The 19,806-nt window shown below is 65.6% G+C and carries 20 protein-coding genes; 5 read left to right on the top strand and 15 right to left on the bottom strand.

Translation table 11 applies throughout. The annotated features are described in order from the left end of the window. Window positions 1-116 precede the first annotated feature (116 nt). The 8 genes from HU772_RS03035 to HU772_RS03000 are packed head-to-tail and all read right to left on the bottom strand — an operon-like array spanning window position 117 to window position 8,084. Complete coding sequence (locus tag HU772_RS03035; RefSeq protein ID WP_186657182.1) at window positions 117-1,115, bottom strand: septal ring lytic transglycosylase RlpA family protein; 999 nt, start codon at window positions 1,113-1,115, stop codon at window positions 117-119. Next, the gene (mltB, locus tag HU772_RS03030) at window positions 1,116-2,126 is read right to left on the bottom strand and encodes a lytic murein transglycosylase B (RefSeq protein ID WP_186657191.1); all 1,011 of its coding nucleotides are present in this window, start codon (window positions 2,124-2,126) and stop codon (window positions 1,116-1,118) included. Window positions 2,127-2,143: 17 nt separating this feature from the next. After that, window positions 2,144-3,247 (bottom strand): rod shape-determining protein RodA, encoded by a 1,104-nt coding sequence (gene rodA / locus HU772_RS03025; protein ID WP_186657411.1) that lies wholly within the window; start codon window positions 3,245-3,247, stop codon window positions 2,144-2,146. A gap of 38 nt (window positions 3,248-3,285) precedes the next feature. After that, entirely contained in the window at window positions 3,286-5,184 is a 1,899-nt protein-coding gene (mrdA, locus tag HU772_RS03020; protein WP_186657210.1) for a penicillin-binding protein 2, read from the bottom strand. Window positions 5,185-5,201: 17 nt separating this feature from the next. Further along, window positions 5,202-5,669, bottom strand: coding sequence for a 23S rRNA (pseudouridine(1915)-N(3))-methyltransferase RlmH (gene rlmH, locus HU772_RS03015; RefSeq protein ID WP_023631106.1), 468 nt, complete (start codon window positions 5,667-5,669; stop codon window positions 5,202-5,204). 9 nt (window positions 5,670-5,678) lie between these two features. Then, window positions 5,679-6,107: a ribosome silencing factor gene (rsfS, locus tag HU772_RS03010; RefSeq protein WP_186657224.1), complete on the bottom strand. Its 429-nt coding sequence runs from the start codon at window positions 6,105-6,107 to the stop codon at window positions 5,679-5,681. A 44-nt stretch (window positions 6,108-6,151) separates the two neighbouring features. Next, complete coding sequence (gene nadD / locus HU772_RS03005) at window positions 6,152-6,811, bottom strand: nicotinate-nucleotide adenylyltransferase (RefSeq protein WP_186657226.1); 660 nt, start codon at window positions 6,809-6,811, stop codon at window positions 6,152-6,154. A 1-nt stretch (window position 6,812) separates the two neighbouring features. Further along, window positions 6,813-8,084 carry a glutamate-5-semialdehyde dehydrogenase gene (locus HU772_RS03000; protein ID WP_186657228.1) on the bottom strand — a complete coding sequence of 424 codons (1,272 nt, stop codon included), beginning with the start codon at window positions 8,082-8,084 and terminating at the stop codon, window positions 6,813-6,815. A gap of 306 nt (window positions 8,085-8,390) precedes the next feature. Between HU772_RS03000 and HU772_RS02995 the strand changes: the two genes are divergently transcribed. Both HU772_RS02995 and HU772_RS02990 read left to right on the top strand, forming a co-directional pair. Beyond that, complete coding sequence (locus HU772_RS02995; protein WP_186657230.1) at window positions 8,391-9,086, top strand: DNA-3-methyladenine glycosylase; 696 nt, start codon at window positions 8,391-8,393, stop codon at window positions 9,084-9,086. A gap of 3 nt (window positions 9,087-9,089) precedes the next feature. Further along, window positions 9,090-10,406, top strand: coding sequence for a bifunctional DedA family/phosphatase PAP2 family protein (locus tag HU772_RS02990; RefSeq protein ID WP_186657232.1), 1,317 nt, complete (start codon window positions 9,090-9,092; stop codon window positions 10,404-10,406). Between the two features lie 65 nt (window positions 10,407-10,471). On the opposite strand, the gene HU772_RS02985 is transcribed toward HU772_RS02990, so the two are convergent. The 3 genes from HU772_RS02985 to HU772_RS02975 are packed head-to-tail and all read right to left on the bottom strand — an operon-like array spanning window position 10,472 to window position 12,147. Continuing rightward, complete coding sequence (locus HU772_RS02985; RefSeq protein ID WP_186657241.1) at window positions 10,472-11,062, bottom strand: LON peptidase substrate-binding domain-containing protein; 591 nt, start codon at window positions 11,060-11,062, stop codon at window positions 10,472-10,474. A gap of 9 nt (window positions 11,063-11,071) precedes the next feature. Further along, a complete protein-coding gene (locus HU772_RS02980; RefSeq protein ID WP_186657243.1) occupies window positions 11,072-11,788 on the bottom strand; it encodes an LrgB family protein in 717 nt (238 codons plus the stop codon). Further along, on the bottom strand, window positions 11,785-12,147 hold the full coding sequence (locus HU772_RS02975) for a CidA/LrgA family protein (protein ID WP_186657245.1): 363 nt from the start codon (window positions 12,145-12,147) through the stop codon (window positions 11,785-11,787). The genes HU772_RS02980 and HU772_RS02975 overlap by 4 nt, the downstream gene beginning before the upstream one ends. Before the next feature lie 150 nt (window positions 12,148-12,297). Between HU772_RS02975 and HU772_RS02970 the strand changes: the two genes are divergently transcribed. The 3 genes from HU772_RS02970 to HU772_RS02960 all read left to right on the top strand — a co-directional run bounded on the left by HU772_RS02970 (window position 12,298) and on the right by HU772_RS02960 (window position 15,313). After that, on the top strand, window positions 12,298-12,753 hold the full coding sequence (locus tag HU772_RS02970) for a MaoC family dehydratase (RefSeq protein ID WP_186657260.1): 456 nt from the start codon (window positions 12,298-12,300) through the stop codon (window positions 12,751-12,753). 154 nt (window positions 12,754-12,907) lie between these two features. Then, window positions 12,908-14,641 carry a C13 family peptidase gene (locus HU772_RS02965; protein WP_186657263.1) on the top strand — a complete coding sequence of 578 codons (1,734 nt, stop codon included), beginning with the start codon at window positions 12,908-12,910 and terminating at the stop codon, window positions 14,639-14,641. A gap of 27 nt (window positions 14,642-14,668) precedes the next feature. Next, on the top strand, window positions 14,669-15,313 hold the full coding sequence (locus tag HU772_RS02960; RefSeq protein ID WP_186657276.1) for an oxidoreductase: 645 nt from the start codon (window positions 14,669-14,671) through the stop codon (window positions 15,311-15,313). A gap of 137 nt (window positions 15,314-15,450) precedes the next feature. On the opposite strand, the gene HU772_RS02955 is transcribed toward HU772_RS02960, so the two are convergent. From HU772_RS02955 to HU772_RS02940, 4 genes are all read right to left on the bottom strand, one after another. Then, complete coding sequence (locus HU772_RS02955; RefSeq protein ID WP_186657279.1) at window positions 15,451-15,738, bottom strand: YceK/YidQ family lipoprotein; 288 nt, start codon at window positions 15,736-15,738, stop codon at window positions 15,451-15,453. Then, a complete protein-coding gene (gene ubiX, locus HU772_RS02950) occupies window positions 15,735-16,364 on the bottom strand; it encodes a flavin prenyltransferase UbiX (RefSeq protein ID WP_186657283.1) in 630 nt (209 codons plus the stop codon). The genes HU772_RS02955 and ubiX overlap by 4 nt, the downstream gene beginning before the upstream one ends. Next, a complete protein-coding gene (mpl, locus tag HU772_RS02945) occupies window positions 16,361-17,710 on the bottom strand; it encodes a UDP-N-acetylmuramate:L-alanyl-gamma-D-glutamyl-meso-diaminopimelate ligase (RefSeq protein WP_186657285.1) in 1,350 nt (449 codons plus the stop codon). Before mpl ends, ubiX begins: the two co-directional genes overlap by 4 nt. 66 nt (window positions 17,711-17,776) lie before the next feature. Further along, window positions 17,777-19,741, bottom strand: a complete 1,965-nt coding sequence (locus tag HU772_RS02940; RefSeq protein WP_186657287.1) for a sigma-54-dependent Fis family transcriptional regulator — start codon at window positions 19,739-19,741, stop codon at window positions 17,777-17,779. Window positions 19,742-19,806: the final 65 nt, after the last annotated feature.

The following is a 19,806-nucleotide window of genomic DNA, read 5'->3' as shown; positions in this document are numbered from 1 at the left end:
AACCGACAGTAAGAGCTGCAAGCGGCAAGCTTCAAGCGGCAAGAAAGAGCAGGCGTGCACTGCGGCTTTTTCTTGAAACTTGCAGCTTGCAGCTTGCAGCTTGAAGCTTGCCGCCGCTAGTCAGTGACAACCTTGGCCTGCCCCAGGTTCGCCAAGCGAATGCTGTCCTGAGTCTGCTGGATCTCGCCCTGGCTGTTGATCGGCCCCAGGCGCACACGGTGCAGCGTCTGCTGGTTGCGCACGATGGAACTGATGAACACCGGCGCGCTGACCATGGTGCTCAGTTTCGAGCGCAGCAGCTCGGCGGCGTCCGGGTTGGCGAAGGCGCCGACCTGCAGGAAGCTGCCGCCGTTGCCGGCCGGCACGTTGTTGCCCCCCACCTGCACGGGCACCACCGGCGCCGCATGCTGCTGGGGTGGCGGAGTCCATTGCTCGACCCGCCCGGTGCTGGCCGGGATCGGCTGGGCCTGGGCCACCTGCGGCTCCTTGAGCATCATCGGTGGCTGCTGGCCACGCTGGGCCCACCACTGCTGCGGGTCGATGCCCTCGACGCGCACGTGGGCGGTGCCGATCTCGGCATAGCCGAGTTTCTTCGCCGCGGCGTAGGACAGGTCGATGATACGGTCGGAATAGAACGGACCACGGTCGTTGACCCGCAGGATCACGCTGCGACCGTTGGCCAGGTTGGTCACCCGCACGTAGGCCGGCAGTGGCAGGGTCTTGTGCGCCGCGCTCATGCCGTAGAGGTCGTAGAGCTCGCCATTGGCGGTGTTCTGCCCGTGGAACTTGGTGCCGTACCAGGACGCGGTACCTTCGGCGCGATAATTGCGCGAGTCCTGCATCGGGTAGTAGGTCTTGCCCAAGACGGTGTACGGGTTGGCCTTGTAGTTGCCGGTGTGCACCGTGGGCGTGGCATCGGGGATCTTGTTGACATCCACGTCCCACCAGGGCGCGCCGTCCTTGTGGGCCCGGTTGATGTCCAGGCCCGGCTGCGAACGCACGGTATTGCCGCCCTGCGGGCTGCTTGGGCGGCTCGACGAGCAACTGGCCAGGACCAGGCCGACGGCGATGCAGGTCAGCAGTTTGAAGCCATTGGCTGTAAAGAGTTCGCGCATTTACTTGACGCCCCGTGCCAGAACGAGCTGTTCAGAGAGCTGATGCACCGCCATGGCATACATCACGCTGCGGTTGTAGCGAGTGATCGCGTAGAAGTTCTTCAGGCCCATCCAGTATTCCGGGCCGTTTTCGCCTTCCAGGCGGAAGGCGGTGACCGGTTGATCATCGCGCAGCGCATCATCACCCGACCAGCCCAGCGCCCGCAACTGCGCCACGGTCTTGACCGGCTCGATGCCGCTGGTCAGGCCTTCGTCGGCACGCTCGCCGCGCACCTGCGCGCGGCTGACCACCGGCTCTGCGGCCACCCAGCCGTGGCGTTTGAAGTAGCTGGCGACACTGCCGATGGCGTCGTCGGGGTTGTTCCAGATATTGATATGGCCGTCGCCGTCGAAGTCCACGGCGTAGTTGCGAAAGCTGCTCGGCATGAACTGCGGCAGCCCCATGGCGCCTGCGTACGAGCCCTTGAGGGTCAAGGGGTCGAGTTGCTCCTCACGCGCCAGCAGGAGGAACTCGCGCAGCTCCTTGCGGAAGAACTCGGCACGCGGCGGGTAATCGAAGCCCAGGGTCGACAAGGCATCGATGACCCGGTAGTTGCCGGTATTGCGACCAAAGAACGTCTCCACGCCAATGATCGCCACGATGTACTGTGCCGGCACGCCGTATTCCTGCTCGGCACGGGCCAGCACGGCCTCGTGCTGGCGCCAGAAGTCCACCCCGCGGGCGATGCGCGCGTCGGTGATGAACATGGGCCGGTAGTCTTTCCACGGTTTGACCCGCTCGGCCGGCCGCGAGATCGCGTCGAGGATCGCCTGCTTGCGCTGCACCTCGCTGAACACGCCCATCAGTTGCTCACCGGCGAAGCCATAGTCACGGGTCATCTCGGCAACGAACTCGGCCACCTGGGGCGAACCATCGTAATCACCGGCATGGGCCTGCTGGATCGCGCCGAACAGGCTCATCGCGCCGATCCACGGCACCCAACGGGCCACCCAGCCACGCACTGCTTGCATGAAATTCTTCACCTTTTTCAAACCTGTGCAATCCATTTGCGGTGCGTATGGATCGACATCAGAACGCCAAACGCTGACAGCAGCGTCACCAACGAAGTTCCGCCATAGCTGATGAAGGGCAGCGGCACGCCCACCACGGGCAGAAGGCCGCTGACCATCCCGATATTGACGAACACATATACAAAGAAGGTCATGGTCAGGCTGCCCGCGAGCAGCTTGCCGAACAGGGTCTGGGCCTGGGCGGTGATCATCAGCCCACGGCCAATCAGCAGGATGTAGATCAGCAGCAACAGGCAGATACCCACCAGGCCGAACTCTTCGCCAAGCACGGCGATGATGAAGTCGGTATGGCTCTCGGGCAGGAAGTCCAGGTGCGACTGGGTGCCGAGCAGCCAGCCCTTGCCGAAGACCCCGCCCGAGCCGATCGCCGCCTTGGACTGGATGATGTTCCAGCCGGTGCCCAGCGGGTCGCTCTCCGGGTCGAGGAAGGTCAGCACGCGCTGCTTCTGATAGTCGTGCATCACGAAGAACCACATCGCCACCGCCACCGGCACTGCCGCGGTCACCACGCTGATGATCCAGCGCCAGCGCAGCCCGCCCATGAACAGCACGAAGGCGCCGGAAGCGAGGATCAGCAACGCGGTGCCCAGGTCTGGCTGGCGCACGATCAGGATGAACGGCACGCCGATCAGCACCAGGCTGATCGCCACGTGCTTGAGGTGCGGCGGCAAGGTGCGCTTGGACAGGTACCAGGCGATGGTCGCCGGCATGATGATCTTCATGAACTCCGAGGGCTGGAAGCGGATCACCCCGGGGATGTTGATCCAGCGCGTGGCGCCCATGGCGTTGTGGCCCATGACGTCCACCACGACCAGCAGCACCACCCCGGCCACGTAGGCCAGCGGCACCCAGCGCGCCATGAAGCGTGGCTCGAGCTGGGCGATGATGAACATCGACACCAGGCCGATGCCGAACGAGGTGGCCTGCTTCATCAGCAGGTCCCAGTTCTTGCCACTGGCCGAATACAGCACGAACAGGCTGCCAGCGGCCAGGGTCAGGAGGATGAGCAGCAAGGGGCCGTCGACATGGATGCGCTGCAGGAAGCTGGCGCGCCGGCGCATCACGTCCTCGCTGGAGAGCATGCGATCGAAATTGTTCTTCACGGGGCCGATTCCTGGGCGACGGTGGCGGGGGCGAACTCGGGCTTGAGCCGGCCATTTTCATCGAGCAGCCAGGCATCCATGACCTGGCGCACCACTGGGGCGGCGACGCCAGAGCCGGACTCGCCGTTCTCGACCATCACCGAGACCACGATCCGTGGATCCTCGGCCGGGGCGAAGGCGACGAACAGCGCGTGGTCGCGATGACGCTCCTGGAGCTTGTTGCGGTCGTACTTCTCGCCCTGCTTGATCGCCACCACCTGGGCCGTGCCGCTCTTGCCGGCGATGCGGTATGGCGAGCCGATGGCGGCCTTGCGCGCGGTGCCGCGGGCGCCGTGCATCACCTGCTCCATGCCGTGGGTGACCTTGGCCCAGTCGGACTTGTCGCGCAGGACGATGTTCTCCATGGGGTTGTCGTCCACCGGCGGCTGGCCTTCGATGGTCTTGGCCAGGTGTGGGCGATTCCACACGCCCTTGTTGGCGATCAACGCGGTGGCCTGGGCCAATTGCAGCGGCGTGGTCTGCATGTAGCCCTGGCCGATGCCGAGGATCAGCGTTTCGCCGGGGAACCAGGCCTGGCGGCGGGTGGCGCGCTTCCACTCGCGGGAAGGCATCAGGCCGGGGGACTCCTCGAACATGTCCAGGGCCACCTTCTGGCCGATGCCGAACTTGTTCATGTAGCTCGACAGCCGATCGATGCCCATCTTGTGCGCAAGATCGTAGAAGTAGGTGTCATTTGACCGCATGATCGCCACATCGAGGTCCACCCAGCCATCGCCTGTGCGGTTCCAGTTGCGGTACTTGTGGTCGTAGTTGGGCAGTTGGTAGTAACCCGGGTCGAACACCCGGCTGGCGGCCGTGACCACGCCACTGTCCAGGCCCGCGATGGCCACCGCCGGCTTGATGGTCGAGCCCGGTGGATACAAGCCGCGCAGCACGCGGTTGAACAGCGGCCGATCGATCGAGTCGCGCAGCTCGGCATAGGCCTTGAAGCTGATGCCGGTGACGAACAGATTGGGGTCGAAGCTTGGCTGGCTGACCATCGCCAGCACCTCGCCGGTGCGCGGGTCGAGGGCGACGATGGCGCCACGGCGCCCGCCCAAGGCTTGCTCGGCGGCCTCCTGCAACTTGATGTCGAGGCTCAGGACAATGTCCTTGCCCGGCTTGGGGTCGGTACGCTTGAGCACTCGCAGCACCCGGCCTCGGGCGTTGGTCTCGACTTCCTCGTAACCCACCTGGCCGTGCAGCTCGTCTTCGTAGAAGCGCTCGATGCCGGTCTTGCCGATATGGTGGGTGCCGCTGTAGTTCACCGGGTCGAGGGTCTTGAGTTCCTTTTCGTTGATCCGCCCGACATACCCCACCGAGTGGGCGAAATGCGCGCCCTGTGGGTAATGCCGCACCAACTGCGCCGCCACCTCGACGCCAGGCAGGCGGAACTGGTTCACGGCGATGCGGGCGATCTGCTCCTCGGTCAGCTCGAACAGGATCGGCACCGGCTCGAAGGGCCGACGCCCCTGCTTCATGCGCTTCTCGAACAGGGCGCGGTCGTCCGGGGTGAGCTGCAGCACTTCGACGATCACATCCAGCACCTCCGGCCACTTGCCGGGGTTGCCCGCGCGCTCGCGGGTCATCACCAGGCTGAAGCTCGGACGGTTGTCGGCCACCACCACGCCATTGCGATCGAAGATCAGGCCGCGGGTCGGAGGAATCGGCTGCACATGCACCCGGTTGTTCTCCGACAGCGTCGAGTGATAGTCGTACTGGATGACCTGCAGGTAGTACAGCCGGGCGATCAGCACGCAGACGAGCAGCACCACCGCCACGGCGCCCACGACGACGCGGTTGCGCACCAGGCGGGCGTCTTTCTCGTGGTCCTTGAGGCGGATCTGCTGCGGCATCGGACAGGCTTACAGGTTCATTTGTGGTAGGGATGCCCGGACAACACAGTCCAGGCGCGGTAGATCTGCTCGCCGATGAGTATCCTTACCAACGGGTGCGGCAATGTCAGCGGCGACAGCGACCAGCGCTGTTCGCTACGCGCGCAGACTTCCGGCGCCAGCCCTTCCGGGCCGCCCACCATCAGGTTGACCGTGCGCGCGTCCAGGCGCCAACGGTCCAGCTCGCCCGCCAGTTGCTCGGTGCTCCAGGGCTTGCCATGGACCTCGAGGGTGACGATGCGTTCCCCAGGCTGCACCTTGCTCAGCATCGCCTCGCCCTCCTGACGGATCAGGCGGGCGACATCGGCGTTCTTGCCACGGGTGTTCAGCGGGATTTCCACCAGCTCCAGCGCAAGCTCCGGGGGCAGGCGCTTGGCATACTCATGCCAGCCTTCCTCGACCCACTTGGGCATGCGCGAGCCGACCGCGATCAGGCGCAGACGCACGGCGCGACCTTACTCGCGGCCTTTGAGCTTGTCGGCATACTCATGGGCATGCTCCGGGCTGTGGTGCTTGCCATCGGCCGAACGGCTCTGCTCGGCGCCCAGCCACAGGCGCTCCAGGTCGTAGAACTGACGCGCAGCGGCGGTCATCATGTGCACGATGACGTCGTTCAGGTCCAGCAGCACCCAGTCGCTGTCGCCCTTGCCTTCTTCGCCCAGCGGCTGCACGCCCTTGGCCTTGACCGCTTCGCGGACCTTTTCCAGCATCGCGCTGATCTGGCGGTTGGAGGTACCGGTGGCGATGATCATGTAGTCGGTCAGGCTGTGCTTTTCACGCACATCGATGATCTGGATGTCCTGGGCCTTGACGTCTTCCAGCGCGGCCTTGGTCAGCTCGACCAGCTCTTCGCCACTGATGCCATTGATTTTCTGCTTGGTCATATAAAACTCGTTCAACTCATTAAGTGAGGCGCCCACAGGCGCCGTCAGTTGGACCCACGATACAGATCGTGCGCCTCGATATAGGCCAGTACTGCGTCCGGCACCAGGAACCGCACCGACTTGCCGCTGGCCAGCAGCTGTCGGATTTGCGTGGCGGACACCGCAAGCGGGGTCTGCCAGACGAACGAAATGTGCCCCGCCGGGCCGGACATGGCGGTGGGATCGCTCTCCGAGCGCGCCGCCAGCAGGTTGCGCAGCTCGTCTGGGGGTTCAACGTCGGCATCCGGGCGTTGCAGCACCAGGATGTGACAGTGTTGCAGCAGTTCTTCCCAGCGATGCCAGCTGGGCAGGCCGCAGAATGCGTCCCAACCCAGGACCAGGAACAGCTGGTCTTGCGTGTTCAGTTCAGCACGGATCGACTCGAGTGTGTCGATGGTGTACGACAGCTTGTCGCGCGCCAACTCGCGGGCATCCACGCTCAGGCAGGCAACGCCCTGCACGGCGCCGCGCACCATGGCCAGGCGATCCTCGGCCGCCACCTGCGGCGTATCGCGATGCGGCGGCCGGGCATTGGGCAGCAGGCGCAGTTCGTCCAGACCCATGAACTCGGCCACCTCCAGCGCGCTGCGCAGGTGACCGATATGCACCGGATCGAAGGTCCCGCCGAGAATGCCGACGCGGCGGACGGCCACAGGCTCGCTCAACTCAGCAGGACTCCTGGCCGCGCAGCTGGCCGTCGCCGATCACCACGTACTTCTCGCAGGTCAAGCCTTCCAGGCCGACCGGGCCGCGTGCGTGCAGCTTGTCGGTGGAGATGCCGATCTCCGCCCCCAGGCCATATTCGAAGCCATCGGCGAAGCAGGTCGGGGTGTTGAGCATGACCGATGCCGAGTCGACCTCGGCCATGAAACGCCGGGCCTGGCCCTGGTGCTCGGTGATGATCGAATCGGTGTGGTGCGAACCATAGTGGTTGATATGCTCGATGGCCTGTTCCAGGCCATCGACGACGCGGATCGACAGGATCGCGTCGAGGTATTCGGTGTGCCAGTCTTCCTCGCGGGCCGGCTTGGCATCGATGATCGCCTGGGTACGCTCGCAACCACGTAGCTCGACGCCCTTTTCCTGGAAGCGACGGGCCATTTCCGGCAGGAAGCGCTCGGCCACCGCCTGGTCCACCAACAGGGTTTCCATGGCGCCGCAGATGCCATAACGGTAGGTCTTGGCGTTGAAGGCCACGCGCCAGGCCTTGTCCAGGTCGGCATGGGCATCGACGAAGACATGGCAGATGCCATCCAGGTGCTTGATCACCGGCACCCGGGCGTCGCGGCTGATGCGCTCGATCAGGCCACGCCCGCCGCGCGGGACGATCACGTCGACGTACTCCGGCATGCTGATCAGTGCGCCGACCGCCTCACGGTCAGTGGTCTCGACCACCTGCACCACCGCTGGCGGCAGGCCGGCCTCGGCCAGGCCACGCTGGATGCAGGTGGCGATGGCGCGGTTGGAGTGGATGGCTTCGGAGCCGCCACGCAGGATGGTGGCGTTGCCCGACTTCAGGCACAGGCTGGCGGCGTCGATGGTCACGTTGGGGCGCGACTCGTAGATGATACCTATCACCCCCAGTGGCACGCGCATCTTGCCGACCTGGATGCCCGACGGACGGTAGCTCATGTCGCGGATGGCCCCGACCGGGTCCGGCAGGCTGGCGACCTGGCGCAGGCCGGTGATCATGCCGTCGATACGCGCCGGGGTAAGCGCCAGGCGCTCGAGCAGTGCGGGTTCGAGGCCGTTCTTGCGGCCATTGGCCAAGTCCTGTTCATTGGCTGCGGTGAGCGCGTCGCGGGCTGCGTCGAGGGCATCGGCGGCGGCCTGCAGGGCGCGGTTCTTCTGCGCGGTGCTGGCACGGCCGATCACCCGCGAGGCCTCACGGGCGGCGCGACCCAGGCGGGTCATGTAGTCAAGAACGGACTCGGTCATGGGCTCGGTGTCTTGGCAAAGGGGAAATCGGCTGATTATAACTGGAGCGCTCGGGTACGCCCAGCGGCGGGTGGCGGATGGTAGAAAATGGCTGGCGGGAATGTGCAAGAAAGATGTAACCACCCGTATCGACAATTCCTGCGCCTAATTCAGTTTTTTCGCGGGCAAGCCCGCTCCCACAGGCTCCACACATAATCTGTGGGAGCGGGTTTACTCGCGAAAGGACCAATCACTGATCTGGTGATTCAGCCTCGATTAAGCCATTCATTGCTATCATCCCCGCCTCTACCCTCACGAACCGCCCGCATGCCCGACGCCCAAGCCCCCTGCCCGGCCCGCGCCCTGCCCGACAGCTTCTTCGACCGCGACGCCCAGACCCTCGCCCGCGATTTGCTGGGCAAGGTCATCCGCCATCGCCATGGCGACCTGTGGCTGGCGGCGCGGATCATCGAGACCGAGGCCTACTACCTCACCGACAAGGGCAGCCACGCCTCCCTCGGCTTCACCGAGAAGCGCAAGGCACTGTTCCTCGATGGCGGACACATCTACATGTACTACGCCCGCGGCGGTGATTCGCTCAATTTCAGCGCCCACGGCCCGGGCAACGCGGTACTGATCAAGTCCGCCTACCCTTGGACCGACGCCCTCTCGGGCGACAACAGCCTGGCGCGGATGCAGCTGAACAACCCCGACGCCAGCGGCAACCTGCGTCCGCCCGAGCGCCTGTGCAACGGCCAGACCCTGCTGTGCCGCGCCCTGGGCCTGAAGGTGCCGCAATGGGATGCCCAACGCTTCGACCCCGCGCGCCTGTACGTCGAGGATTGCGCCATCCACGTGCCGCGGGTGGTCCAGACTACCCGCCTGGGCATCCCCCATGGCCGCGACGAACACCTGCCCTACCGCTTCGTCGATGCCGACTACGCGCGCTTCTGCACCCGCAACCCGCTGCGCCGTGGCCAGGTCGAAGGCAAAGACTTCTTCATGCTCGAACAAGGAAACTGAACCATGGGCCAATGGCTGGACAGCCTGACCGCCTGGCTTGGCGCCAACCCGCAGTGGCTGGGCCTGGCCATCTTCATCGTGGCCTGCGTCGAATGCCTGGCGATCGCCGGCATCATCGTCCCCGGCACCGTGCTGCTGTTCGCCGTCGCCGTGCTGGCCGGCAGCGGCGCCTTCAGCCTGGGCGAAACGCTGCTGCTGGGGTTCCTCGGCGGCCTGCTCGGCGACGCGATCTCCTACGGCGTCGGCAAGTACTTCCACCAGAACATCCGTCGCCTGCCGTTGCTGCGCAGCCACCCGGAATGGATCGGCAGTGCCGAGGCCTACTTCCAGCGCTACGGTATCGCCAGCCTGCTGGTCGGGCGTTTCATCGGCCCGTTGCGGCCGATGTTGCCGATGGTCGCCGGCATGTTCGACATGCCCTTGCCGCGCTTCATCGCCGTCAGCCTGGTGGCCGGCGCCGGCTGGTCGGTGGCCTACCTGCTGCCAGGCTGGGCCACGGGCGCGGCCATGCGCCTGCCGCTGCCGGAGGGCTTCTGGCTGGATGCCGGGATCGTCGCCGGCTCGCTGGCCGTACTGGTCGGCTTGAGCCTGACCAGCAGCATCCGCGACCAGCGCCATGCCACACGCCTGATCGCCGCGCTGAGCGGCGTGGCAGTGGCGGCGCTGTTCATCGGCTGGCCCTATCTGAGCGCGTTCGACCAGGGCGTGATGACCCTGGTCCAGGAGCACCGCAGCCAGGCCATCGACGGCGCGGTGGTGATCGTGACCCGGCTGGGCGACTTCCGTACCCAGTTTTTCCTCGGCGGCCTGCTGACCGGCCTGCTGTTGCTGGCCCGCCAGTGGCGCCACGCGCTGTTCGCCGGTGCCGCGCTGATCGGCACGGCACTGGCCAATGGCTCGCTCAAGTGGCTGTTCGCCCGCGCCCGGCCCGAGGTCCTGGCCGATCCACTGACCAGCTACAGCATGCCCAGCGGGCACAGTTCGGCGTCGTTTGCGTTCTTCCTGGTCCTGGCGCTGCTGGCCGGACGCGGTCAACCGCCGCGCATGCGCCTGACCTGGGTGCTGCTGGGATGCATTCCGGCCCTGGCCATCGCCCTGTCACGGGTGTACCTGGGCGCGCACTGGCCGACCGATATCCTCGCCGGCGCGCTGCTGGCCTGCTGTGTGTGCGCGTTGAGCCTGACCCTGGTGCAGTATCGCCAGCCGCTCACGGCGCTGTCGCAACGGGTGTGGTGGCTGGTGCTGCCGGCGTGCTTCGCGCTGCTGGCGTTCTTCGCCCTGCATGCGCTGCCCAAGGCGCTGCTGCGCTACCAATATTGAGGTTGAAGCCCGCTCCCACAGGGCCTGTGCAAAATCTGTGGGAGCGGGCTTGCCCGCGAAGCCTTTCAGGCGAACAACTCGCCCTGGATCCGCTCGAGCAACGTCTGGATGGCCTCCAACCTGAGTTGCGGCGAATCGATCGCCAACAGGTCGAGCTTGTCTTCCTCCATGAACGGCAACAGGTACGCCAGCTGGTTGGCCAGTGCCTGACGCCCGTCGACATCCCGGGGCATGTCCAGCGCCTCGACCATCGGGTGCTCGCCCAAGGCCAGCAACAGCGCCAGCAGGTCATCGTCCTGCTCCACCAACGGGCTGTCCGCCAGCTCCTGCAACCACTGCACCTGGCCGACCAGCAACTGGTCCTTGCGCACGTCCGTCTGCTCGACGCGAAAACGCCGCACGCCCTCGACCCGAATGCCCAGCAGGCCGTTGTCCTGCTGCACGAAGTCGCGGATCAGCGCCTCGCAGCCGACCGACGCCACCAGCGGCGGCGCCTTGCCCACCTGCTCGCCTTCAAGGATGCACACCACGCCAAAGCCTTCGCCCTGTTTCATGCAGCGGCCGATCATGTCCAGGTAGCGTGCCTCGAAGATCTGCAGGTCGAGCAGGCAACCGGGAAACAACACGGTATTGAGGGGAAACAGCGGTAGCGTCATCTTTGCTCCTCAGGCCACCAGGCTGACCGCCAGCGGCAGGAACACCGCCGTGGCCACCCCCATCAGGCTCATCGCCAGCGCGGCGAAGGCGCCGCACTCGTCACTTTCCTGCAAGGCCACCGAGGTGCCCACCGCATGGGCGGTCACACCTAGGGCCATGCCCCGGGCCTCGGGGCTGAGCACGCCACAGCGGCTGAGCAGCGCAGGGCCGAAGATCGCCCCGATCACCCCGGTGATCAACACGAACACCGCCGCCAGGGCCGCCACCCCGCCGATCTGCTCGGCCACCAGCATGGCTATCGGCGACGTCACCGACTTCGGCGCCATGGTCATCAGGATCATGTGCTCGGCGCCGAACCACTTGCCCAGCGCCAGGCAAGCCACGGTCGCGAACAGGCCTCCGACTACCAGCGTAGTAAATGTCGGCCAGAACAGCTGGCGAATGCGCCGCAGGTTGAGATACAGCGGCACCGCCAGGGCCACGGTGGCCGGCCCCAGGAGAATGTTCATGATCTCGGTGCTCTTGCGGTACTCGGCATAGTCGATGCCGCAGACCAGCAGGATGCCGATCACCACCAGCATCGACACCAGCACCGGCTGCAGGAAAATCCAGCGGGTCTTCTCGAACGCGGCCAGCACCAACTGGTAGGCCGCCAGGGTGATGCCTATACCGAACAAGGGATGGTGGATGACCGCGTCGAGCGCGCCTTGCCAGTCGAGGGTCATGGCTGCTCCTCGCGCTTGCCCTGGCGGTGCATGAGTTTTTGCATCAGCACACCGACGAACACCAGGGTCAGCAGACAGGAAATCAACAGCGCACCGACGATGGCCCAGAAGTCGGCGGCAATGTCCTTGGCATAGACCATTACCCCCACCGCCGGCGGCACCAGCAGCAACGGCAGGTAGCGCAGCAGGCTGCTGGCCGCCTCGTTGAGCGGCTGCCCAACCTCGCCACGGATCATCAGGAAGGCCAGCAGCAGCAACAGGCCGATGATCGGCCCGGGCAGGATGTGCAGGAACAGGTGATTGATCGCCGTCCCCAGCAACTGGAACAGCACCAGCCAGGTCAAACCACGCAGCAGCATAAAGACCTCCCTCAGAGCATGGCGGCCATTATAAGCACGCTAAGCAACTGTCTATAAGGCGATATTCGGCGAAATGCTGGCAACTTGACTGATACCACTGGCCGTGCTGATCTTGCACTTTCGTACCAAATGACAACCTGGAGAGTCGCGATGCCCTATGTACCTGTTGCAGAGCTTTCGCAGTACGTTGGAAAGGAACTGGGACGTTCCGAATGGCTGAAGATCGACCAGCAACGCATCAACCTGTTCGCCGAGGCCACCGGCGATTTCCAGTTCATCCATGTCGACCCGGTGAAGGCGGCCAAGACCCCGTTTGGCACCACCATCGCCCATGGTTTTCTCACCCTCTCGCTGATCCCCAAGCTGATGGAAGACATCCTGGTGCTGCCCGAAGGGTTGAAGATGGTGGTCAACTATGGCCTGGACAGCGTGCGTTTCATCCAGCCGGTGAAAGTCGACAGCCAGGTGCGGCTGAAGGTGGACCTGACCGACGCCACCGAGAAGAAACCGGGGCAATGGCTGCTCAAGGCCACCGTCACCCTCGAGATCGAAGGCGAAGAGAAGCCCGCCTACATTGCCGAACCCCTCTCCCTCTGCTTCGTCTGAGCTGACCCACAGCGGCTCGAATCCTGTGGGAGCGGGTCTACCCGCGAATGCGACTCGCTCGATTCGCGGGCAAACCCGCTCCCAAGGGTGCCCCTCATTCACGCCCCTCGGCATTCTGCGGCATACTCGGCGCATCCTTCGTCCGGACTCCGCCATGCGCCCACTGCTGCCCCTGACCCTGATCCTGCTGCTCGCCGCCTGTGGCGAAGGTGAACCCCTGTCGCCACCCGACGCGCGCCTGCCCGACGGCGGCCGTTACCGGGGCCAGGTGGTCGACGGCCTGTTGCAGGGCGAGGGGCGCATCGACTACCCCAATGGCAGCTGGTACGCCGGCACTTTCAAGGACGGCCAGTGGCACGGCCAAGGGGAATGGCACGGCAGCAACGGCGAGGTCTACCGTGGCCAGTTCAGCGAAGGCCTGTTCCAGGGCCTGGGCGACCTGACCACCCCCGGCAGCCACTACGCCGGCACATTCAGACATGGCCGGCGCGACGGCGAAGGCACGCTCAAGCAGCACGACCAGACGTACCGTGGCCAGTTCAAGGACGACCAGTACGACGGCGCCGGCCAGCTGGAACTGGCCGACGGCAGCCGCTACCAGGGGCTGTTCGCCCGGGGCAAGCCCAATGGCGCGGGGGTGCGCAGCGACGCCAGCGGCAATCAGTTCAGCGGCCACTTCATCGATGGCCAGTTGCAGGGGGCCGGCACCTACGACAGTGCCGACGGCGAGCAGTACATCGGCGAATTCAAGGACAACCGCCTCGAAGGCCGCGGTCGCTACGAGAACAACGACGGCGACGTCTGGATCGGTGACTTCAAGGACGGCTCGCTGGTTGGCGAAGGCGAGCTGCTGGGCAGCGACGGCAGCCGCTACAAAGGCGGCTTCCGCGATTGGCGCTTCAACGGTCTCGGGACTTTGCAACTGGCCGATGGCGGCCAGTACGTAGGTGGGTTTGCCGATGATGCCTACCACGGCGATGGCCGCCTGACCCATCCGGATGGGCGTGTCGAGGGCGGTACCTGGGTCAACGGCGTACGGGTTCGCGACGAAAAAGGCAGGTTGCTGCCCGACCCGCTGGACCTGGCCCTGCTCAATCAAGGCAAGCTGCTCGACGAGGCCCTGGCCAAGGTACCCGCCACGCGCCCGCCGGTGCAGCTGTACAGCCTGGTGGTGGCCGGCGACGGCCAGCAGAGCGTATTCCTGCGCGAGGCCGACTACGTCAGCAACATGCTCAGGATACGCTTCGGCGCCCATGGCCAGATCACCCTGGTCAACCACCGCGACCACCTGGCCGACCGCCCCATGGCCACGCGCGAGAATATCACCCGCGCCGCGCACACCCTGGCCGAGCGCAGCGGCCCGGAAGACCTGGTGTTCATCTACCTGACCAGCCATGGCAGCCACGATCACCAGCTGGTGCTCGACCAGCCACGCCTGCAACTGGCCGACCTGTCCGCCGACGAACTGGCCAGCGCCTTGGCGCCGCTGAAGGACCGCGACAAGGTGATCGTCATCTCCGCCTGCTATTCCGGGGGCTATATCGCCCCGCTCAAGAACGATCGCACCCTGATCATGACGGCCGCGCGCCCCGACCGGGTATCGTTCGGTTGCTCGGAGGAAGCCGACTTCACCTATTTCGGCGATGCCCTGTTCGCCCAGGCGCTGAACCAGACCGACGATTTGAAACAAGCGTTTGAACTGGCGCGCCAAAGCGTTGCCGAAAGAGAACGAAGGGAAGGCTTCGAAGCCTCTGAGCCGCAGCTCTGGGCGCCGCCAGCGGTGGTCAACCACTGGCAGCGCCTGCGCCGGCAACAGGCCGAGCAAGCCTTGCGCAATGAAGCCCAGCCAGCTTCGGGGGAACAGGCGAAAACACCTGGCGCCCACTAAGCTGAGTAGTAACGAGGGAGAGACATCATGTACCTGACGCCTCAACATGTCCTGCTTGCCGGTGCCACGGGTCTGACGGGTGAACACCTGCTCGACCGCCTGCTCAACGAGCCCACCATCAGCCGCGTGCTGGCCCCGACCCGCCGCCCCCTCGCCGAACACCCGCACCTGGAAAACCCGGTGGGCGACCCGGCGGTGTTTCTCCCGCAACTGGCCGGTCGCGTCGATATCGCTTTTTGCTGCCTGGGCACCACGCTCAAGCAGGCCGGCTCGGAAAATGCCTTCCGCGCCGTCGACCTGGACATGGTCGTGGCCTTCAGCAAGCGCGCCCGGGAGATGGGCGCCCGTCACCTGCTGGTGATCAGCGCGCTGGGCGCCGATGCGAAGTCGTCGATCTTCTACAACCGGGTCAAGGGCGAAATGGAAGAAGCGCTCAAGCAGCAGGACTGGCCACAGTTGACCATCGTGCGGCCTTCGTTGTTGCTGGGCGAGCGGATCGAGCCACGCCTGGGTGAACGCATGGCGGCGCCCTTCGCCCGCCTGATACCGGGCAAGTACCGGGGCATCGAGGCCTGCACCCTGGCCCGGGCGCTGTGGCGCCTGGCGTTGGAAGAAGAGGACGGGATTCGGGTGGTCGAATCGGACGAGTTGCGAAAACTCGGCAAGAAATAGCGTTGGCCTGTTATGGCCCTTTCGCGGGTAAACCCGCTCCCACAGCGACCCCGCTAGCTTTAGCAGTTGAGCAAGACAGTTGCTCCCACAGGCTCCGCGCATAACCTGTGGGAGCGGGTTTACCCGCGAAAGGGCTGCTACAAACCGCCCGTGGCGTTAAAGCCCACCCCCGCCGCCGTCAGTAACGACAACGGCAGCAGCAAGGTGTCGAGCAACGCGCTGCCTGGCAGGTCCAGCCCTGGGTAAGCCGGCGCAGTGGCGCCGAAGCGATCCTCCGGGCAGCACCCGCCGTTCATCACATACAGGTCAAGCCGGGTCCCGGCGTACACCACCGGCGCCCCCGGCTTGTTGGCATCCAGCGTGCGCACCGTGGCGCAGCCGCCGAGCAGGGCCAACACCAACAGCCCTGTCAGGGTGCGCTTCAATCATCGACCCCATAGTGATGCTCACCCCAGCGCGGCAGCATGTCCTGCGGGATATTCAACAGGTTGAGAATCCGCGCCACGACGAAATCGACCAGGTCGTCGATGCTCTGCGGCTGATGGTAGAACCCCGGCGCCGCCGGCAAGATCACCGCGCCCATCTGCGACAGCTTGAGCATGTTCTCCAGGTGAATCGTCGAGAACGGCGCCTCGCGCGGCACCAGGATCAGTTGCCGACGCTCCTTGAGGGTCACATCGGCGGCGCGCTCGATCAGGTTGTTGCAGGCACCGGTGGCGATCGCCGACAGGGTGCCGGTGGAACAGGGCACCACCACCATCGCCGCCGGCGCGCCGGAGCCCGAGGCCACCGGCGACATCCAGTCTTCCTTGCCATACACGCGGATCTGCCCGTCGGCGGCGCCGGTGTACTCGGTGAGGAATGCCTGCATCGCCTGGGGCTTGGCTGGCAGTGTCACGTCGGTCTCGGTGGCCATCACCAGTTGCGCGGCCTTGGAGATCAGAAAGTGCACCTCGCGGTCCTCGCGCACCAGGCAATCGAGCAGGCGCAAGCCGTACTGCGCCCCAGAGGCGCCGGTCATGGCCAGGGTGATGCGCTCGGGACCGCTCACTTCAGGGCCTCGGCCAGCTTGCCGTGCAGGCCGCCGAAGCCGCCGTTGCTCATGATCACCACATGGGTACCGGGACGGGCCTGCCCCTTGATACGCTCGATGATGGCTTCGAGGCTGTCGGCGACCATGCTCGGCACCTTGCACTGCGCGGCGGTGCCCGCCAGGTCCCAGCCGAGGTTGGGTGGCGCGTACCAGATCACCTGGTCGGCGTCGTTGACGCTTTCCGGCAGGCCGTCACGGTGCGCACCAAGCTTCATCGAGTTGGAGCGCGGCTCGATCACCGCGATCACCGGCGCCTCGCCAACCCGCTTGCGCAAGCCGTCGAGGGTGGTGGCGATGGCGGTCGGGTGGTGGGCGAAATCATCGTAGATGGTCACGCCCTGGACTTCAGCGACCTTCTCCATCCGCCGCTTGACGCTCTTGAACTCACTCAGGCCCTCGATGCCCATGGCCGGTGCCACGCCGACATGGCGCGCAGCCGCCAGGGTCGCCAGGGCGTTGGCGACGTTGTGCTGGCCGGTCAGGGCCCAGTCCACCACGCCCTGGGCCTGGCCCTCGAACAGCACTTCGAAGCGCGAGCCATCCGCGCTGAGCAGGCGCGCCTGCCACTGGCCACCCTCGCCGGTGGTCTGTACCGGGGTCCAGCAGCCCATGCCGATCACCCGCTCCAAGGCCTGCTCGGTGGTCGGGTGGATCACCAGGCCCTCGCTGGGGATGGTGCGCACCAGATGGTGGAACTGCCGCTCGATGGATGCCAGGTCGGGGAAGATGTCCGCGTGATCGAACTCGAGGTTGTTGAGGATCGCGGTGCGCGGGTGGTAGTGGACGAACTTGGAACGTTTGTCGAAGAAGGCGCTGTCGTATTCGTCGGCCTCGACCACGAAGAACGGCGTGCCGCCCAGGCGCGCCGACACCGAGAAGTTCTGCGGCACGCCGCCGATCAGGAAGCCCGGGCTCATGCCGGCGTGCTCCAGCACCCAGGCCAGCATGCTGCTGGTGGTGGTCTTGCCGTGGGTACCCGCTACCGCCAAGACCCAACGCCCCTGCAGCACATGGTCGGCCAGCCACTGCGGCCCGGACACATAGGGCAGGCCCTTGTTCAGCACGTACTCCACCGCCGGGTTGCCCCGCGACATGGCGTTGCCGATCACCACCAGGTCCGGTGCCGGCTCCAGCTGGGCCGGGTCATAACCCTGGGTCAGTTCGATGCCCTGGGCTTCGAGCTGGGTGCTCATCGGTGGGTAGACATTGGCGTCGGAGCCGGTGACGCGGTGGCCAAGTTCCTTGGCCAGCACGGCCAGCGAACCCATGAAAGTGCCGCAAATACCGAGAATATGAATGTGCATGATCGACCTCGCAAAACGTCGAGGCAGGGTAGCCCAGGGCGCGGGAAATCGCACCCGGTGTTTTGCTCAGGCGCCTCGGTTGATGCCGTGTTTGCGCAGTTTTCGATAGAGCGTGTTGCGGCTGATGCCCAGGTGCTCGGCGACGCGGGTCAGGTGCCAGCGGTTTGCCTCCAGTACGGCGAGCAGCGCATCGCGTTCGGCGTGCAGGAGCGGCCTTATGCCACGAAAGGGTTGCGCGGCAGCCCCGGCGACTTCAGGATCCTGGGGCCGCTCTGCGGCCCTTTCGCGGCACAAGGCCGCTCCTACGGAGGACGCGCCTTGGCGGACAACGGTAGGCAGATCGGAAAACTCGATATTCGCACCGTCACACAACGCCACCAAGGTACGCAGCACATTCCTCAACTGCCGCACGTTGCCTGGCCAGTTGAAATCCAGCAGCGCCTGGCGAGCGCCGGGCTCAAGACCAATGACCTGGCCCTCGGCCTCCTGCGCCAGCAAGAAATCCAGCAACTGCCCCTTGTCACTGCGCTCGCGCAGCGCCGGCAGCGCCACTTCAAGGCCATTGAGCCGGTAATAGAGGTCTTCACGGAACGTGCCTTGCGCCACCCGCTCCAGCAGGTCGCGGTGGGTGGCGCTGACGATCCGCACATCCACCGCCTGCGGCTCGCCGCCGATAGGCACCACCTGGCGCTCCTCAAGCACCCGCAGCAGACGGGTCTGCAGCGCCAATGGCATGTCGCCGATTTCGTCCAGCAACAAGGTGCCGCCATCGGCCTGCAACAACTTGCCGCGCATGCCTTCCTTGCGCGCCCCGGTGAAACTGCCACCGCGGTAGCCGAACAGCTCGCTCTCGATCAGGCTCTCGGGGATCGATGCGCAGTTGATCGCCACGAACGGCTTGTGCCGACGGGCACTGGCCTGGTGCACGGCCTGGGCGAAAGCCTCCTTGCCGCAGCCGGTCTCGCCGCGCAGCAACAACGGCACGTCACGTTCGAAGACGCGCACGGCACGGCGAAAATCATGCTGCAGCGCCGGGTCGAGCAGACAGATGCCGGGGTCGCTGGCCTGGGGCAATGCCACCGGCACCGACCAGACCGGCGCACGCGCCTGGCCCCGCAGGCTGGCGAACACCTGCCGGCCATCGCGGGTATGCAATGGCCAAGCGGTACTGCCTTGCGGTGTTGCGCGGCTGAACAGCTCGTCATGGCCACAGGCGAAGAAGCTTTCCACCGATTTGCCCAGTACACCGCCACGGATGCTGCCCAGCAGGTTCAACGCGCTCTGGTTGGCCGCGCAAATCCGCCCGTCGCCATCGAAGGCCAGCAGGCCTTCGCTGAACAAGCCGACCGACTCGGCCTGCAGGTGAAACCGCAATAGCCATTGCTGCTCGAAATGCCGCAGGAAATAGCAGCTCTCGATCATCTTCGCCGAGAGGTTGACCATGGCCATGGTGTGGAACTGGCTCTGGCGCGACATATCGGGCCGCGCCGACGACACGTCGAGCACCGCGAGCAGTTCGCCATGCGGGTCGAACACCGGGCTGGCCGAGCAGGTCAGCCCGGTGTGCCGACCGCGAAAGTGTTCATCCTGATGAATGGTCAGGGCCTGGCGTTCGATCAGGCAGGTGCCGATGCCATTGGTGCCCTCGCGGGCTTCGCTCCAGTCGGCGCCGAGCCATAGCCCGGCGCGTTCGAAGATGCGCCGCTCGCTGGGCGCGGTGACGCAGTTGAGGATCACCCCGCGCGCGTCGGTCAGCAGTACCGCATGGCCGGCGCCAGACAGCTGCTGGTGCAGGCTGTTCATCTCGGTGTCGGCGATCTGCAGCACCTGCTGCAGGCGCTCGCGGCTCTCCAGCAGGCGGCCGTGCTCGAGCACTACCGGAGCCTGGGCCCGGGCTGGGTCGAGGTGGTAGTCCTCCAGGCAGCGCAGCCAGGAGCGGGCGATGGACGGGTCGCTGCCCGGCCCGCTGGTCTGCCCATGGGCGACCGTGAGCACTTGCTGGGCATGGCGGCTGAACGGGTTGCTCTGCATATGTTGTTGTTCTCCGCAGATCGAGCGTCCCGCCAGCATCCTCCAGCGGCGCAGGCTTTGCAATG

This window comes from Pseudomonas xantholysinigenes, from assembly GCF_014268885.2.
Lineage (GTDB): Bacteria > Pseudomonadota > Gammaproteobacteria > Pseudomonadales > Pseudomonadaceae > Aquipseudomonas > Aquipseudomonas xantholysinigenes.
Note: the sequence above shows the minus strand (reverse complement) of the source record. Positions and strands in the feature narration are given on the sequence as shown.